This window comes from Kitasatospora sp. NPDC058243 (assembly GCF_042882025.1).
Lineage (GTDB): Bacteria > Actinomycetota > Actinomycetes > Streptomycetales > Streptomycetaceae > Kitasatospora.
Genome location: NZ_JBHVWW010000059.1, coordinates 1 through 15,956 on the forward strand (window position 1 = coordinate 1; position 15,956 = coordinate 15,956).

A 15,956-nucleotide genomic window follows, 5' to 3' on the forward strand; every position below is an offset into this window, starting at 1 on the left:
CGCCGAGCTTGGCGGCGACCACCGGGCGAGGGTGCGGGCCGTTCTGGCGCAGCTCCTGGAGCCACTGCGGCGGGTCGGCCTGAAGCGCGCTGAGCTCCTCGCGGGAGACCACACCCTCCTGGAAGCCGGTCGGCGCCGCGTCGAGGTAGATCCCCAGCTTCTTGGCGGCGGTGGCCGGCTTCATGGTCTGGCTGGTCTTCTGCTTGAGCGATGTCATGGTGACAAGGGTAAGGGAGTGCGCGGGCGCTCCCGGTCACGGTCGGTAGCCTTGCCCTGTGACAGACATGCAGGTGAACCCGTCCTTCCGGCTCGCGTACGTCCCGGGCGTGACCCCCGGCAAATGGGTCCGGGTGTGGTCCGAGCGGCTCCCGGACGTGCGGCTCGACCTCCTCGCCGTCCCGGCCGGGGACGGCGAGGGGACGCTGCGCGAGGGCACCGCGGACGCCGGGCTCGTCCGGCTGCCCGTCGACCGGGACGTGCTCAGCGCGATCCCGCTCTACGCCGAGACCACCGTCGTGGTCTTCCCCAAGGACCACTGGCTCGCGGCCGCCGAGGAGGTCGCGCTCGGCGACCTCGCCGAGGAGGTGGTGTTCCACCCGCTCGACGACACCCTCGGCTGGCCGGGCGCGCTGCCCGGCCGCCCGGCGATCGAGCGCCCGGCCAGCACCGCCGACGCCATCGAGCTGGTCGCGGCCAACGTCGGCGTGCTGCTGGTGCCGCAGTCCCTGGCCCGGCTGCACCACCGCAAGGACCTCACCTTCCGGCCGGTCGCCGAGGCGCCGCAGTCCCAGGTGGCGCTCGCCTGGCCGGAGGACCGCACGACGGAGCTGGTCGAGGAGTTCATCGGCATCGTCCGGGGCCGCACGGTCAACAGCTCGCGCGGGCGCGGCGCCCAGCCGGCGGCCGAGCCCCAGAAGGCCGCGGCGCCGCGCAAGTCCCAGCCGCAGAAGGGCGGCCAGCAGAAGTCCGGCCAGCAGAAGGGCGGCCAGCAGAAGGGCCGGCCGAAGCCCGCGGCGGGCGGCCGGGGTGCGGCCGCGGCCAAGCGCGGCAAGCCGAAGCGCCGCTCGTAGGGCGTGTCCGGCCGGGGACCCGGGTTCGTCCGGGTGCTGGCCGGGGCCTGGCGGGGCGCGTACCGTCGGGCCCGGGCGCTGCCCGCCCCGTCCGGCCGAGGGGTTGAAGGAGCGGGGCCATGTGGCACGACCTGGTGATCGTCCAGATTCCGATCGTGGAGAAGATCCTCCGCACGATCGCGGTCTACGCGCTGATCCTGATCCTGTTCCGGATCGCGGGGAAGCGCGGGCTGGCGGGCCTGAACACCTTCGACATGGTGGTCATCTTCCTGCTGTCCAACGTGGTGCAGAACGCGATCATCGGCAATGACAACAGCCTGCTCGGCGGCGCCATCGGTGCGGTCACCCTGATCGCGGTGAACGCCGCCGTCACCCGCTGGCTGGCCCACGACCCGCGTGCCGCCCGGCTGTTGGAGGGCACCCCGACCACCGTGGTGCGCGACGGCAAGCTCGTCCCGGGCGCGCTGCGCGGGCTGGCGCTGCGCGCGTCCGAGATCGAGCACGCCGTCCGCGTCCAGAACGGCGACACCATCCGCGACGTCGCGGTCGGGCGGCTGGAGCCCGACGGCCAGCTGGTGATCACCCTCAAGCCCGCCGAGCAGAGCGCCACCCGCGGCGACGTCGAGGACCTGCAGCGCCGGCTGGAGGCCATCGAGCGGCTGCTCACCACCCTGGCGGCCGACCGGCGAAGCGAAGGCTGACCCGGCGGCCACCCCAGAGGTCTGGGATGGGAACGGCCGCACCCGGCCCGGCAGGATTGGCGTAGACCACTTCCGTCCACACTCGCCGGGCCTCCGTCCGGCCGGAGGATCGAATGCTGCGCAGACTCTCCTGGATCCCGGCCCTGACGGCCGTCCTGCTCGCCCTGGTGGCCGGGCCGGCGGCCGGGACGGCATCCGCCGCGACCGAACGCGAATTCCTCCAGGGCTACGGGCAGTTGGTGCCGCTGCCGGCTCCGGTGACGCCGGCGCAGCAGTGCGTCGAGCGGCGGCTGTTCCTGGACGCCGGCACGTACGCCTGGAGCTTCGGCACGCCGGGCGGCAACGTGCCGTCCCAGGACGTCCAGCTCTCCTCGGGCTGGTTCCGTTGGACGATCTGCGTGTACCCGCGGGCGTCCGTCTACGGCGCGACCACCTGGCTCGACCCGGAGACCCCCGGCCAGCCGCACCTGGAGCGGACCACCAGCTTCGACGTCACCTTCGCCCACACCTATACGTGGGAGTCCATGCTCTACCGCTGGCAGGGCATCCCCCGCCCGCCGCGCACCATGTGACGAATCGTCAGGCGCGGCTCCCGTCTGCCGCCGGCGCGGGGCGGGAGCCCCGGTCACCAGGCCCGGCGGGCGAGGGTGGCCGTGAAGGGGCGGGGGGACAGCGAGGAGCTGCGGGCGGGGCGGACCGGGCGGCCGGGGGTGGGGGTGACGGTCCAGCGGGCCGCGATGGTGGCGATGGCGAGGGCGGCCTCGGTGGTGCCGAACACGTCGCCGATGCAGCGGCGGGCGCCGAGGCCGAAGGGGGCGTAGGTACCGGGGGAGGGGCGGGTGATGGTGAGCCAGCGGTCGGGGTCGAAGCGGGCGGGGCAGGCGAAGACGTCGGCGCGGCGGTGCAGCAGGTACGGGCTGAACAGGATGGTCGCGCCGGCCGGGACGCGGTGGCCGCCGAGTTCGGCGTCGGCGGTGGCGACGCGGCTGAGGATCCACACCGGCGGGTAGAGCCGCAGCGTCTCGGTGACCACCCTGGCGGTGAGCGGCAGGGCGGGCAGGTCCTCGTGGCGGGCGGGGCGGCCGTCGAGCACGGTGTCCAGCTCGGCGTGCAGGCGGTCGCGGATGGCCGGGTGGGCGGCGAGCAGGGTCCAGGCCCAGGAGAGGGTGGCGGCGGTGGTCTCCATGCCGGCGAGCAGGAAGGTGACCACCTGGTCGTGGATCTCGGCGTCGGTGAGCCCCCGCCCGTCCTCGTCGCGGGCGCTGAGCAGCGTGGACAGCAGGTCGTTGTGGTCGGTGCCGGCGGCGCGGTAGTCGGCGATCAGCCGCCGGGTGACCTCCTTCAGGTCCTGTTGGGCGCGGCGGAAGCGGCGGTTCCCCGGGGTGGGGATGCGGTCGGTGCCGGGCAGCGGCATCATGACGCGCCGGCCGACGCCGCGGGTGATGACGTCCATGCTGTCGTGGACGGGCAGCGAGCCGGCCCGCTCGTGGGCGGCGAACAGGCAGCGGGCGGTCACCGCGGTGGTGAGGCGGTACATCGCGGCGGGGACGTCGACCACGTCGCCGTCGCTCCAGGAGGCGGTGGTGCCGGCGATCTCCTCGGCCATCATCGCGGCGTAGCCGGGCAGCCGGTCGCGGTGGAACGCGGGTTGCAGCATGCGGCGTTGGCGCCGGTGCGCGGCGGCCGGGCAGGTGGCCAGGCCGTCGCCGAAGACCTCGCGGGCCTTGTCGAGGACGAGCCCGCCCTTGTCGTAGGTGCGGTCCTCGGTGAGCAGTTGGCGGACCAGCTCGGGGTGGCAGGCGACGTACGCGTCCAGCGGGCCGAGCCGCAGCCGGACGAGGTCGCCGTGGGCGGGCAGGCCGGCGACGAACTCCAGCGGCCGGCGGACGAACGCGGGGACGTGGCCGAGCAGGGGGAGGGCGCCGGGGGCGGTGGCCGAGGTGTACTGGGTGGGCACGGGCGTCACCTTGGGGTGGGGGGTGGACCGGATCGGTTCGTGATCCGGCCTTTCCCCGGGGCCGTCGGCGAAACGATCTCCGACCGGCGGGTGGGGTGAACGCGGGGGCGCATGCCGAACGCCCGTGCGCCGTCGGGGTTCGGCGGCGGGCGCCGGGGGTGGGGTATCCCCGGGCGCCGCCCCGCGCCTACACTGCGAACTCTTGCGCGACTACCGGTCAGTAGGGATTGGGGAGTTCGGATGACCGACGAGCGGGCCCACGGGTTCACCGACGACGCCCTCGGCGCGCACGACGCCGTGGCCCTGGCCGCCCTCGTCCGCGCCGGCGAGGTGGCCCCCGCCGAACTGGCCGCGGCCGCCGCCGCTCGCGCCGCCCGGGTCGACCGGACGCTCACCCCCGTCGCCCACCCGTCCTACGACCGGCCCCGGCTCGGCCCGGACGGCACCGACGGCCCGCTGTACGGCGTCCCCACCTTCCTCAAGGACAACGTCGACCTGCGCGGCCTGCCGACCGGCATGGGCAGCGAGGCCTTCCAGGCCCGCCCGGCCCGGCGCAACTCCCGCTTCACCGACCAGTTCCTCGCCACCGGCCTGGCCGTCCTCGGCAAGACCCGGCTGCCCGAGTTCGGCCTCAACGCCTCCACCGAGTTCGCCACCGCCCAGCCGGTGCGCAACCCGTGGAAGCCCTCGCACTCGGCCGGCGCCTCCTCCGGCGGCTCGGCCGCGCTGGTCGCCGCCGGAGTGGTGCCGATCGCGCACGCCAACGACGGCGGCGGATCGATCCGCATCCCGGCCGCCTGCTGCGGACTGGTCGGACTCAAGCCCACCCGGGGCCGCCTGGTCACCAACGCCCAGGGCGGCAAACTGCCGATCGACCTCGTCACCGACGGCGTGCTCACCCGCTCCGTCCGCGACACCGCCGCCTTCTACGCCGCCGCCGAGCGCCACCACCGCAACCCCGTGCTGCCCCCGCTCGGCCTGGTCGAAGGCCCGGGGCGGCGCCGGCTGCGGATCGGACTGGTCGTGGACTCGCCGCTCGCCGGCACCGACGAGCCCACCCGCACCGCCGTCGAGCAGACCGCCGCCCGGCTGGCGGCACTGGGCCACCACGTCGAGGAGACCACCCTGCCGTTCGGCGAGGAGTTCTCCCGCGACTTCGTCCTCTACTGGGGCTACATCGCCTTCGCCATCGCGGTCAGCGGCCGGCTGATGCTGGACCGCAGCTTCCGGATCAACCGGCTCGACGGCCTGACCACCGGGCTGCGCCGGCTCTACCAGCGGGAGTTCCTGCACACCCCGGCCGTGCTGCGCCGGCTGCGCGGCGCCGAAGCCGCGTACGCGGGCCTCTTCCGCACCCACGACGTGATCCTCTCGCCGGTCCTCGCGCACGCCGCCCCGCCGATCGGCCACCTCAGCCCGAACGTGGCCTTCGACGAGCTGATCGAGCGCCTCCAGCGCTACGTGGCCTTCACCCCGGTCAACAACGTGACCGGCGGCCCCGGCATCGCCCTGCCCACCGGCGCCGCTCCGAGCGGCCTGCCGATCGGCGTGCACCTCTCGGCCGCGCACGGGCAGGAGCGGCTGCTGCTGGAGCTGGCCTTCGAACTGGAGGCGGACCGGCCCTGGCGGCGGATCCAGGACTGACCGGGCCTGCGGCGGGACTGGCCCGGCCTTCGACGGGGCGGATGCCCGAGCGGCCGCTCCAGGACCGGCCGGCCCGGCCCTCAGGCGGGCACCACCGCCCGCGCCGCCTGCACCTCGCGGTGCAGCCGGCCCAGCGCGCAGTCGGGCCGGAGGTCGTCCGGCCCGGCCTCGGGCAGCGGCCCGCCGCTGCGCAGCGCCCCGGCCAGGTCGGACAGCTCCCGGACGACGGCGCCGACCTCGGCCGGGGACGGCGCCGGAGCGCCGTGCTCGACCCGGACCCGGGTGGCGGTCGTGGTGTCCACGATCCGCTCGACCGCGATCACCAGCGGCCACCAGGCCTCGGCCCGGGCCCCGACCGGCGGCGGTTCGGTGAGCGCCCGCTGGAACTCGCTGCGCACGGCGGACAGGTCCCGGTAGAGCCGCCGCCGGTACCGGGCGCGGGCCGGCTGGTCGGCCCCGGGCCCGGTGGTGAAGGCCAGCGAGACGTACGCGGCGGAGTCCGCGACGGCGTCGGCCAGCCGCTCCCCGATCCGGGTGTGCCAGGACTCCGGCCACAGCAGGTAGCCGGCCAGCAGCGCGATGCCGCAGCCGATCAGCGAGTCGTACAGCCGGGGCAGCACCAGGTGGAAGCCCCGGTGGTTGAGCAGGTCGGAGAGCAGCAGGATCACCGGGGTGATCGCCGCGGTCTGGAACGCGTACCCCTTCGCCGACAGCACCGGGATCAGGGCCGCCAGCGCCGCCATCACCGGCACGTCCCACCAGCCGTGCGGCACCTCGGCCAGCACCGGGATGGCGATCAGCAGCCCGGCGGCGGTGCCGAGCGCGCGCAGCACCGCCCGGGAGAACACCGAGCCGAAGTCGGGCTTCAGCACGAAGGTGACGGTCAGCGACACCCAGTACGAGCGGGGCACCGCGATCACCGACACCAGGATCTGGGCGAGGCCGATGCACAGGGCCAGCCGCAGCCCGTACCGCCAGGATGCGCCGGACAGCAGCAGCGCGTGGGCGGCCCGGCGGGTGCGGACCCGCAGCGCGGCGGGCCGGCCGAGCGGGTCGTCGTCGGCGTACGGGTCGGGTGCGGGCTCGTGCGCGACGGCCCGGGCGTGGCCGATCGCGGCGACCAGGGCGCGGGTGGACGGCCCGGCCGGATCGGGCAGTCCTGGCGGCGGGGTCGATCCGGAGCGGCCCCGCTCGACGGCCGCGGCCAGCTCGCGCACCGCCGCCGGGTAGGCGGGCGGCAGCGAACCGCACTCGCGCGGGCGCAGCTGCGCCGCCGAGGCGGCCTCCACCACCGGGATGGCGGCGTTGAGCTGGGCGAGCAGCCGGACCAGGGTGGGGGAGCGGCCGTGCCGGCGGGCCCGGCGGGCGAGCAGCAGGTCGTAGGACTGGTTCAGCGACTGGGTGAGCGCCTGCCGCGCGTCGTCGGCTCCGGGGGTGCCGGCGGCCTCCAGGAAGGCGGCGACCGACCGGTAGGTGCCGGCCACGGCGGAGCGCTCCGGCGCGCCGCCGCGCAGCGGCCAGGCGAGCAGGGTGAGGCCGAGCACCAACAGGCCGCCGAGCAGCAGCAGTCCGGGCGGCGCCCACCAGGGGGAGGGCAGCGGCAGTCCGGCGCCGACCACCGCGTTGAGCAGCAGGAGCAGTCCGGACACCGAGGCGACCGCGCCGATCGAGGAGATCATGCCGGAGACCAGGGCGACGGCGGTCAGCACGGCGACGGCCGTCCAGCCCGCACCGTACACCAGGGTGCCGAGCAGGACCCCGAGGGCGCCGAACAGCTGCGGCACGGCGATGTTGAACACCCGCATCCGGTAGGCGTCCGCGGTGTCCCCGATGACCCCGGACAGCGCGCCCATCGACACCAGCGCGCCGTACCCGGGCCGGCCGGTGGCCGTGCCGACCGCGAGCGGCGCGGCCAGCGCCACCGAGGCCCGGGCGGCGGCGGCCCAGGGGACCGGCGCGGCCTTGGGGCGCAGGCTCGCGGTCAGCCAGCCGGGCGGGGTGAGCCGGGTGGCGGCGGGGCGGTGTGCCATAGGCCCAACGTACGGCGCGAAGGACGGGGCGCAACGCTGGGGAACTCGTTTTGGTTCACGTCCGGGTATGTCAATTCCCGAAACATACCCCGACTTATGTCACTCTCCGAAACATAAAGCGAACCCCGAGGGGCCATCTGAACTGCAGGGATTTCCCTATTGGTAACCAGCCGTCGAGGGTTGACACCATTAGTTGGTCTAGTCCAACGTATGAGGGGCGTGGTTCGGCCAGGGCTGAGGCAGGGTGAGGGGCCTTGCCGGACCGTCGAGTTGGCCCCTTGACGTGGCGAAACCTTGCACGGCCGGAGCCCTGGGCGAGGTGGAGCGCATGCGGACGGCATGTGGTCCGCGGGCTGAATTCCACGCACGGCCGGTGACGGGCCGTCGGCTCGCCGTGCCCGCACTGTGCGTCCAGGAAGCGCTGCGTCGACTACGAACCATGGAGTGACTGCCCATGCCGAGCCCTGACGGATATCTGCACCGAGCCGCCTCGGCGCGCCCCTACTTCAGCGAGGACGGGGAGAGCTACCTCGCGCGCACGGCGCTGCGCGAAGTCCGCAAGGAGCGTCCGCTGCGGGTGCTCTCCGAGGAGGACTTCGCGTTCTGGCAGACCTACGGCTACATCGTGGTCAAGGAGGCCATCCCGGCCGAGGCCGCACGGCGCCTGCTCGACTTCGCCTGGGACTTCCAGGGCCTCTCGCCCGACCGCCCCGAGGACTGGTACCGCGAACGCGACCACCGCGACGAACTCGACCGGGAACTGCACATCTACGGCTTCGTCGAGGCCTACCACCACCAGCTGATCTGGGACAGCAGACAGGCCCGGCGGGTCTACGACGCCTTCGTCGACGTCTGGGACTGCGAGGAGCTCTGGGTCACCCTCGACCGGCTCAACCTCAACCCGCCGAACATCCGCAACCGCGACCGCGCGCTGATCGAGCCCACCGACCGGGGCTTCGACATCGAACTGCACTGGGACGTCGACACCACCCAGGGCATGCTGCCCCAGCGCGTCCAGGGCATCATCGCGCTCGACGACACCCGGCCCGACCACGGCGGCTTCCAGTGCAACCCGGAGCTGTTCCGCCGCTTCAACGAGTGGCAGGCCGCCCAGGCCGCCGACCGCGACCCGATCCGCCCGGACGTCGACCGCACCGAGTTCCCGGTGGTGCGGCCCGAGTTGAAGGCCGGCGACCTGCTGATCTGGAACGGCCTGCTCGCCCACGGCGTCGCCCGCAACACCTCCGAGAACGGCGTCCGCGCCGTGCAGTACCTGTCGATGATGCCCGCGCTGGAGGAGGCCGCGCAGCTGCGCCGCTCCCGGGTGGAGTCCTGGCGCACCCTCGCCACCCCGGACTGGAACCGCACCCTGGTCGGCGACGCGACCCGCCACGAGTCGCTGCGCTACGGGCCCGCCGAACTCACCGAACTCGGCGAGCGGTTGCTCGGACTGCGCTCCTGGCACGGCCCGGAGTCCACGGACGACCGGCCCGCCCCGCAGCCCGCCGAGTCCACGGGGGAGCCGGCATGCGCGCCGTCTGCCTGACCCTGCCCACCAACCGCGAGTGCGCGGCCACCATCGCGGCGATCGGCGCCGAAGCCGCCTACGCCGCACGGCGGTTCGGCGTCCGGGTGCACCTGCTGATCCTGGACTCCGCCGATCCGGCCACCTACCGGCGGCACGCCGAGGCCGTCGCCGCGCTGCCCGCCGCCGGGTCCGGCGCTGCGTCCGCCGTCGGCTCTGGTGCCGCTTTCGAGGCTGGGGAGGTGGTCGTCCACCACCTCGACGAGGCCGCCCAACGCGCCTTCCTGCGCGACGTGATCGAGCGCTCCGGCGCCGCCGGCCCCGACGGGCCGCTCGGCGACAAACTGCTCGACCTGATGCTCCCCGACGCCGTCTCCTACGGCGCCTGCACCAACCGGGCGTTCCTGCTCGCCGGCGCGCTCGGCTGCTCCTCCGTGCACCGCCGCGACTCCGACAGCGCGTACCAACTGCTCGACGGAGAACCGGTGTTCCCGATAGAGCGCGAGCTCGCCACGCTCGGCCTCAAGGCGGCCGACGCGGCCGCCGCCGTCACCGAGGTCACCCTCGACCCGGTGCACGCCGACAAGCCCGTCGCCCTGGTCGGCGGCTCCTTCATCGGTGAACTCTCCGTCGACATCGGCGAGATCCGCGAACTCGACCCGGACGCCTACCACCAGGTCGTCGCGCTCTGGGCGCCCACCGGCGCGAGCGAGCAGGAACGCCGCGAACTCGTCGCCGACTCCTTCACCGGCGGCGGCACCGACCCGTTCCGCCACGACCGCGCCGTGCTCGACCTGCCCGACATCTGGCGGATCGACATGTGCAACGTCGCCCTCGACCACGAGGTCTACGACCGCGTCCCGCTGCCGCCCGCCACCGCCACCATCGGCAGCGACTACTTCCTGCTGCACCTCGTCCGCGACGCCACCCTGCCCGGCGTCGTCCACAACCGGCACATCGTCAACTACTACACCCCGGAACGGCGCACCGGCGCGGGCTTCACCGCCTACCAGCTGCGCTACGCCAAGTTCCTGCTCTCCATGCTCTACCTCTACCCGGTCTACTCCGAGATGGAGGCGGCCCGCGGGGCCCTCCTCGACGAGGCGCACCACATCCGCGCCGACGTCATCGCCGACTCCGCCCGCCGCAGCGCCGCGACGGACCGCGCGGAGAACCACCGACGGCTCGACGCGCTGGACCACTGCTACCGGCAACTCGGCGGTAAGTACGCCGAGTTCGCCGACCACCTGGCGCCCCAGCGGGCGCGTCTGCTCGACGAAGCGCAGGCGGACATCGAGGACTTCGCGCTGCTGATCGACGCGTGGGGTCCGCTCATGCGGGCGAGCAAGGCCACGCCCGCCGACCGGCTGCCGCGGTAGCCGCACCGGGAGCCATTCGTGATACGTCAGACCATCGCCCACCGCGCCCCGGCGCACCACACCACCGCCCACACCGGCGTCGCGCCCGACCCGGCCGCGCACGACCGGACGGCGCTCCGCGCCGCCCTCGACGCCGCCACCGACGACCGGATCATCTACGACCTCGACGGCATCGAGCGCCAGTACACCGACCTGATCGGCGAACTTCCCGACGTCACCGTCCGGTTCGCCATGAAGGCCTGCCCGGTGGACGAGGTGCTCGGCCGCCTCGCCGCCCTCGGCTCCGGCTTCGACGCGGCCAGCCCCCAGGAGATCGCCCAGGCCCTGCGCACCGGGGTGAGCCCCGACCGCATCCACTACGGCAACACCATCAAGTCCGACCGCAACATCGCCGAGGCCTACCGGCTGGGCGTGCGCGACTTCGCCACCGACAGCCTGGAGGACGTCGCCGCCATCGCCGAACACGCCCCCGGCTCCCGGGTGTTCTGCCGGGTCGCCACCTCGGGCGACGGCGCCCTGTGGGGCCTGAGCCGCAAGTTCGGCTGCTCGCCCGAGGACGCCCTGCGCGTCCTGGACGCCGCCCGCTCGGCCGGCCTCACCCCGTCCGGACTCTCCGTGCACGTCGGCTCCCAGCAGATGACCGCCGAAGCCTGGGGCGCCGCCGTGGACTCGCTCGCCGCCGTCCTGGAGGCGCTCAACTGGCGCGGCATCACCCCGCAGCGGATCAACCTCGGCGGCGGCCTGCCCGCCCTCGGCGTCCTGGACCGGCACGGCCGCCCCCTCGACCCGCCGCTGGACAAGATGTTCGCGGTCATCCGCGAGGGCATGGACCGACTGCGCACCGTCAACGCCGCGCCGCTGGAGTTCCTGCTGGAACCCGGCCGGCACCTCGTCGCCGACCACGGCGCCATCCGCGCCCACGTCGCCCGGCTCTCCTCCCGGCACCAGCTCGACGGCACCCGCGAGGACTGGCTCTTCCTGAGCTGCGGCAAGTTCAACGGCCTGTACGAGATGGACGAGCTCCAGTACCGGCTCGAATTCCCCACCCACCCCGGCGGCCAGTTCGTCAACGCCGTCGTCGCCGGCCCGACCTGCGACAGCGACGACGCGTACGCCCAGGAGGACGGCCTGGTCCGCGTCCCGCGTGCGATCGCCTCCGGCGAACCGGTCTGGATCCACTCCTGCGGCGCCTACGCCACCGCCTACACCACCCAGGGGTTCAACGGCTTCGAGCCGCTGCCCTACACCTGCATCGGCGGAGCCGGCGGCCCGGACGGAGGCACCGGCAGATGACCGACCTGCGCATCCGGCTGCTCCAGGAGGAGGACTGGGACGGCGTCGTCGCACTGGAGGAACGCGCCTACGCCGCCAGCGGCCTGTCCGAAGGCCGCGAGGCGCTGCGTTCGCGCCACCGCGCCTCGCCCGACACCTGCTTCGTCCTGGAGCACGCCGGCGGCCTCGGCGGCTACCTGCTGGCCCTGCCCTACCCGCTGTTCCAGTGCCCCGACCTCAGCCGGGCCGAGGCCGGCGGCGTCCGCGCGACCAACATGCACCTCCACGACCTGGTCGTCGCCGAGGACCTGCGCGGCCGCGGCCTGGCCCACCGGATGCTGCGCGGCCTGGAGGAGACCGCCCGGGCCCGCGGCTACCGCACCATGTCCCTGGTCGCCGTCCGCGGCTCGCAGGTGGTGTGGGCCCCGCTGGGCTACCGCGCCCGCCCCGAGATCGGACTGCCCGGGAGCTACGGCCCCGAGGCGCTCTACATGGCGATGCGGCTGAGCCCGGTCGCCGCCTCGGTCGCCGCCCCGGCCGCCGTCCCGGTCGTCGTCCAGGCGTTGACCCCCTCCACCGACCCGTCCCTCGGGTTCCCACCCAGAGCCGAAGTGGGCTGATGCACATGTCCCCCGTTCGCGACGACTTCCGCCGGTCCCAACTGGCCATCGCCGCACTGTTCTTCCTGCTCGGATTCCAGTACGCGACCTGGGTCTCCCGGATCCCCGCGCTGAAGGCCCGGCTCGACCTCGGCGAGGCCCAGATCGGCCTGCTGCTGATGACCTGCGGGGTCGGCGCGGCGGTGTCCTTCCCGCTGGTCGCGGTGCTGATGCGGCGGTTCGGCTCCCGCCTGCTGTCCGTGCTCTCCGCGCTCGCCCTCGGCGTCGTCCTGGTCGCCCTGTCCGTGGTGCCCGACTACCCGCTCACCCTGCTGGTGCTGTTCTGCGACGGCGTCGCCGTGGGCTGCCTGAACGTCGCGATGAACGCCCAGGGCGCGGCGCTGGAAGCCCGCTACGCGCGGACCACCATGTCCCGCCTGCACGCCACCTTCAGCGCCGGCTCGCTGCTCGCCGCGCTGCTCGCCTCCGGCGTCACCGCCTTCACCGGCACGCTCGCCGTGCACTTCGGGCTCGCCGCCGCGCTGCTCGCGGTGCTGGTCGTGGTCGCCCGGCCCGGTCTGCTCACGGACGACGCGCCGGCCGCGGCGCAGGACGGGCCGGACCAGGAGCAACCGGACCAGGAGCAGGCGTCGGCCGCGAAGAAGGACCGCCGCCGCTTCGCCCTCCCGGCCGCGGCGACCCTCTGGATGGGCCTGGCGATGGTGTTCGGCACCGTCACCGAGGGCGCCATGAACGACTGGTCCGCGCTCTACCTCAAGGACGTCGTGAACGCCGGTGCCGGGCTCGCCCCGCTGGGCATCGCCGTCGTCTCGGTGATGATGGTGCTCGCCCGGATCTTCGCGGACGGCTGGCGCACCCGCTTCGGCGACGGCCGGATCGTGCGGACCGGCAGCCTGCTGGCCGGCGCCGGACTGGCCCTCGCCCTGCTCGTCGGCGGCGTCGTGCCGACCCTGATCGGCTTCGCCTGCGTCGGCCTCGGCGTCGCGGCGGTCACCCCGTGCGTCTACGTCGCCGCGGCCCGCCAGGGCTCGGACGCGCTCTCCCTGGTCGCCGCGATGGGCACCACCGGGCTGCTCGCCGGGCCCGCCGTGATCGGCTTCATCGCCGACGCCACCAGCCTGGTGTGGGGCATGGCCGCCGTCGCCGTCTCCGCCGCGGTCGTCTCGCTCTGCGCCACCCGGATCGGCTGGCCCGCCCCGGAGCCCCACCCCGAGCCCCTCGACGGCCGACTCGCCCCGGACGCCAGCTAGCTTCCCCCGCAGACCTCGCCCGGAACGCCGCGCCTCCCCCGTCGCGGTGTTCCGGGCGAGCCGTGTTCCGGATGGTGGACCAGGTCAGCCCGGCAGGTCCGCGCCCCCGGGGGCGACGTGCCGGGCGAGGCGCTCGCGCAGGGCGGTCAGCCGGGCGATCTCGGCGTCCAGGGCGGCGAGCCGGGCGGTGACCACCGGGGCGAAGGTCTCCAGACCGGGGGAGTCCGAGCAGCGGCGCGGCGGCTCCTCGGTGAGCAGGTCCAGGCGGTGCGGGCGGCTGGCCAGGTCGTCGACGGTCAGCCCGACGGCCAGCAGCCGGCGGATCGCCCGCACCCGGGCGACCTCGGTCGGCCCGTACTCGCGCTGGCCCGAGGCGGACCGGGCCGGCGGCGGCAGCAGCCCCCGCTGCTCGTAGAAGCGCAGTGCCCTGGGCGTGGTGCCCGCCGCTGCCGCCGCGTCCCCGATCCGCATGGCCGTTCCTCCTCGGTGCTATGCGAGGTCGACGATCGTCGCCCCGAAGGTGTCCCCGTCGAACAACCTCCGCAACGCCTGCGGCGCCTGGTCGATGCCCGCCACCCGCGTCGACGGGAAGACGATCTCGCCGGTGCGCAGCCAGCCTCCGAACCGCTGCCGCCACTCGGCCTCCAGGTCCGGTTGGTCCACGCCGGTGAAGCCGCGCAGGGTCAGGCCCAGCATGATCACCCGGAAGCTGTCCACCAGAGCCGGCGAACTGCCGCCCCGCCGCTCCGGCGCCAACTGCCCGGACAGCGCGCCGACCAGGGCGAACCGAGCCCCCGGCCGGGCCGCGTCGACGGCGGCCGTCAGCTGCTCCCCGCCGACCAGGTCCAGCAGCACGTCGACGCCCTCCGGCGCGGCCTCGGCCAGCTGCGCGGCGAACGGCCGCTCGCCGCGCACCAGTACCGCGTCGTAGCCGAGTTCGGCGGTGAGCCGCTTCGCCTTGGCGGGGGAGCCGGTGGTGCCGATCACCCGGGAGGCACCCAGCAGCCGGGCGACCTGCCCGGCCAGCGTGCCGACCGCGCCCGCCGCGCCGGTCACCAGCACCACGTCCCCCGGGCGCACCCCGGCGCCGCGGGTCAGTCCGCCGTAGCCGGCCGTGCCTGGGGAGAGCAGCGCCACCGGGTCCGGGAACCCCGGGTCGACCGGGGTGAACCCTGCGGCGTCCGCGACCACGAGGTCCCGCCACCCCCGCAGGTGGGTGACCAGGTCGCCGGGCCGAAGGGGCCCGCCCGCCGGAGCGGCCAGCACCTCCCCGAGGGCCGGCCCGTACAGCGCGTCCCCGGGCCCGATCGCCGGCAACGGCGCCCCTGTGAGCTCGCCCCCGATCAGCGTGCGCAGGCCCGGGAAGACCAGGAAGGCCCGATTGCGGACGACCACCTCGCCCGTCCCCGGCGCCGGCAACGGCTCCTCCACCACCGCGAAGTCCCCGGGCCCGGGCAACCCGCCCGGCTCGGTGACCAACCGGACGACCCGGGCCGTCGTGGGCAGCGTCATCGCAGCACTCCTCCAGAACCGACGCGGCGGCCGATCCGCCGCGGGTGCCCGGACGCTAACCCCTGACCCGTGCGTCAGGGGCAACCCGGCCGGCCCGGGAGGGTGTCCGACGGGGTGTGGGTGTGGGGGTCTTCTAGAGTCGCCTGCGGAACGACCGTATGACCATGCGACTGTGAGCTGCACCGAGAGGGACGAGCACCATGAGTGAGCAGGCCGTCGAGCCCTACCAGCCCGTCGACGAGGACTGGCAGACCGCGCTGGCCGTCGTCGCCCACCCGGACGACATGGAGTACGGCGCCGCCGCGGCCGTCGCGCGGTGGACGTCGCAGGGCAAGAAGGTCGTCTACGTGATGGTCACCAGCGGCGAGGCCGGGATCGACTCGATGAACCCCGAGGAGTGCGGGCCGCTGCGGGAGGCGGAACAGATCGCCTCGGCGCGGGTGGTCGGCGTCGACGTGGTCGAGTTCCTCGGGCATCCGGACGGGACGGTGGAGTACGGGCTGCCGCTGCGCCGCGACATCGCCCGGGCGGTGCGCCGGCACCGGCCGGACATCGTGATCACCAGCAACTTCCGGGAGACCTACGGCGGGACCGTCCCCAACCAGGCCGACCACATCGCGGTCGGGCGGGCCGCCCTGGACGCGGCTCGGGACGCCGGCAACCGGTGGGTGTTCCGGGAGCTGCTGGCCGAGGGCCACGAGCCGTGGAACGGCGTCCGGCAGGTGTGGGCGGCGGCCTCGCCGGAGTCGGGTCACGCGGTGGACACCACCGAGCACTTCGACCTGGGCGTGGCCTCGCTGGAGGAGCACAAGGCGTACCTGGCCGGGCTGGGCGGGGCGATGGCGGACGCGCGCGAGTTCCTGGAGGGTGCCGGGCGGGGAGCGGGCGGCCGGCTCGGGGTGCGGTTCGCGGCGTCGTTCGAGGTGTTCCCGCTGCGCTGAGCCGCGCGGCCACCCGGATGGGCCGGCTGCCCGGCTGCCCGGCTGCGCGGCCTGG

At 74.6% G+C, this 15,956-nt stretch carries 15 protein-coding genes; 10 read left to right on the forward strand and 5 right to left on the reverse strand.

The features are described from left to right. A partial coding sequence (locus ACFVX9_RS29770; RefSeq protein ID WP_387984460.1) for a DUF5997 family protein occupies positions 1–217 on the reverse strand: 217 nt, incomplete at its 3' end. A 58-nt stretch (positions 218–275) separates the two neighbouring features. On the opposite strand from ACFVX9_RS29770, the gene ACFVX9_RS29775 reads away from it, so the two are divergent. The 3 genes from ACFVX9_RS29775 to ACFVX9_RS29785 all read left to right on the forward strand — a co-directional run bounded on the left by ACFVX9_RS29775 (position 276) and on the right by ACFVX9_RS29785 (position 2,343). Next, entirely contained in the window at positions 276–1,070 is a 795-nt protein-coding gene (locus tag ACFVX9_RS29775; RefSeq protein WP_387984462.1) for a LysR family substrate-binding domain-containing protein, read from the forward strand. 119 nt (positions 1,071–1,189) lie between these two features. Continuing rightward, positions 1,190–1,771 carry a DUF421 domain-containing protein gene (locus ACFVX9_RS29780; RefSeq protein ID WP_380371853.1) on the forward strand — a complete coding sequence of 194 codons (582 nt, stop codon included), beginning with the start codon at positions 1,190–1,192 and terminating at the stop codon, positions 1,769–1,771. 113 nt (positions 1,772–1,884) lie between these two features. Next, the gene (locus ACFVX9_RS29785) at positions 1,885–2,343 is read left to right on the forward strand and encodes a hypothetical protein (protein WP_387984464.1); all 459 of its coding nucleotides are present in this window, start codon (positions 1,885–1,887) and stop codon (positions 2,341–2,343) included. 53 nt (positions 2,344–2,396) lie between these two features. On the opposite strand, the gene ACFVX9_RS29790 is transcribed toward ACFVX9_RS29785, so the two are convergent. Beyond that, positions 2,397–3,728: a cytochrome P450 gene (locus ACFVX9_RS29790; protein WP_387984465.1), complete on the reverse strand. Its 1,332-nt coding sequence runs from the start codon at positions 3,726–3,728 to the stop codon at positions 2,397–2,399. A 240-nt stretch (positions 3,729–3,968) separates the two neighbouring features. Here ACFVX9_RS29790 and ACFVX9_RS29795 point away from each other — a divergent pair, with 240 nt between their 5' ends. After that, positions 3,969–5,372 carry an amidase gene (locus ACFVX9_RS29795; protein ID WP_387984467.1) on the forward strand — a complete coding sequence of 468 codons (1,404 nt, stop codon included), beginning with the start codon at positions 3,969–3,971 and terminating at the stop codon, positions 5,370–5,372. Between the two features lie 80 nt (positions 5,373–5,452). Here ACFVX9_RS29795 and ACFVX9_RS29800 read toward each other — a convergent pair whose 3' ends face one another. After that, positions 5,453–7,402: an FUSC family protein gene (locus tag ACFVX9_RS29800; protein WP_387984468.1), complete on the reverse strand. Its 1,950-nt coding sequence runs from the start codon at positions 7,400–7,402 to the stop codon at positions 5,453–5,455. Between the two features lie 454 nt (positions 7,403–7,856). On the opposite strand from ACFVX9_RS29800, the gene ACFVX9_RS29805 reads away from it, so the two are divergent. The 5 genes from ACFVX9_RS29805 to ACFVX9_RS29825 all read left to right on the forward strand — a co-directional run bounded on the left by ACFVX9_RS29805 (position 7,857) and on the right by ACFVX9_RS29825 (position 13,448). Beyond that, a complete protein-coding gene (locus ACFVX9_RS29805) occupies positions 7,857–8,948 on the forward strand; it encodes a phytanoyl-CoA dioxygenase family protein (protein ID WP_380337358.1) in 1,092 nt (363 codons plus the stop codon). Then, complete coding sequence (locus ACFVX9_RS29810) at positions 8,930–10,306, forward strand: DUF6271 family protein (protein WP_387984470.1); 1,377 nt, start codon at positions 8,930–8,932, stop codon at positions 10,304–10,306. Before ACFVX9_RS29805 ends, ACFVX9_RS29810 begins: the two co-directional genes overlap by 19 nt. 150 nt (positions 10,307–10,456) lie before the next feature. Continuing rightward, entirely contained in the window at positions 10,457–11,599 is a 1,143-nt protein-coding gene (locus ACFVX9_RS29815) for a type III PLP-dependent enzyme (RefSeq protein WP_387984516.1), read from the forward strand. Then, positions 11,596–12,198 (forward strand): GNAT family N-acetyltransferase, encoded by a 603-nt coding sequence (locus tag ACFVX9_RS29820; RefSeq protein ID WP_387984472.1) that lies wholly within the window; start codon positions 11,596–11,598, stop codon positions 12,196–12,198. The genes ACFVX9_RS29815 and ACFVX9_RS29820 overlap by 4 nt, the downstream gene beginning before the upstream one ends. Positions 12,199–12,203: 5 nt before the next feature. Next, the gene (locus tag ACFVX9_RS29825) at positions 12,204–13,448 is read left to right on the forward strand and encodes an MFS transporter (protein ID WP_387984474.1); all 1,245 of its coding nucleotides are present in this window, start codon (positions 12,204–12,206) and stop codon (positions 13,446–13,448) included. 84 nt (positions 13,449–13,532) lie between these two features. Here ACFVX9_RS29825 and ACFVX9_RS29830 read toward each other — a convergent pair whose 3' ends face one another. Next, entirely contained in the window at positions 13,533–13,919 is a 387-nt protein-coding gene (locus ACFVX9_RS29830) for a MerR family transcriptional regulator (RefSeq protein WP_387984476.1), read from the reverse strand. Between the two features lie 18 nt (positions 13,920–13,937). Continuing rightward, the gene (locus ACFVX9_RS29835) at positions 13,938–14,960 is read right to left on the reverse strand and encodes an MDR family NADP-dependent oxidoreductase (RefSeq protein WP_387984478.1); all 1,023 of its coding nucleotides are present in this window, start codon (positions 14,958–14,960) and stop codon (positions 13,938–13,940) included. A gap of 200 nt (positions 14,961–15,160) precedes the next feature. Here ACFVX9_RS29835 and ACFVX9_RS29840 point away from each other — a divergent pair, with 200 nt between their 5' ends. Further along, positions 15,161–15,901, forward strand: coding sequence for a PIG-L deacetylase family protein (locus ACFVX9_RS29840; RefSeq protein ID WP_063350402.1), 741 nt, complete (start codon positions 15,161–15,163; stop codon positions 15,899–15,901). Positions 15,902–15,956: the final 55 nt, after the last annotated feature.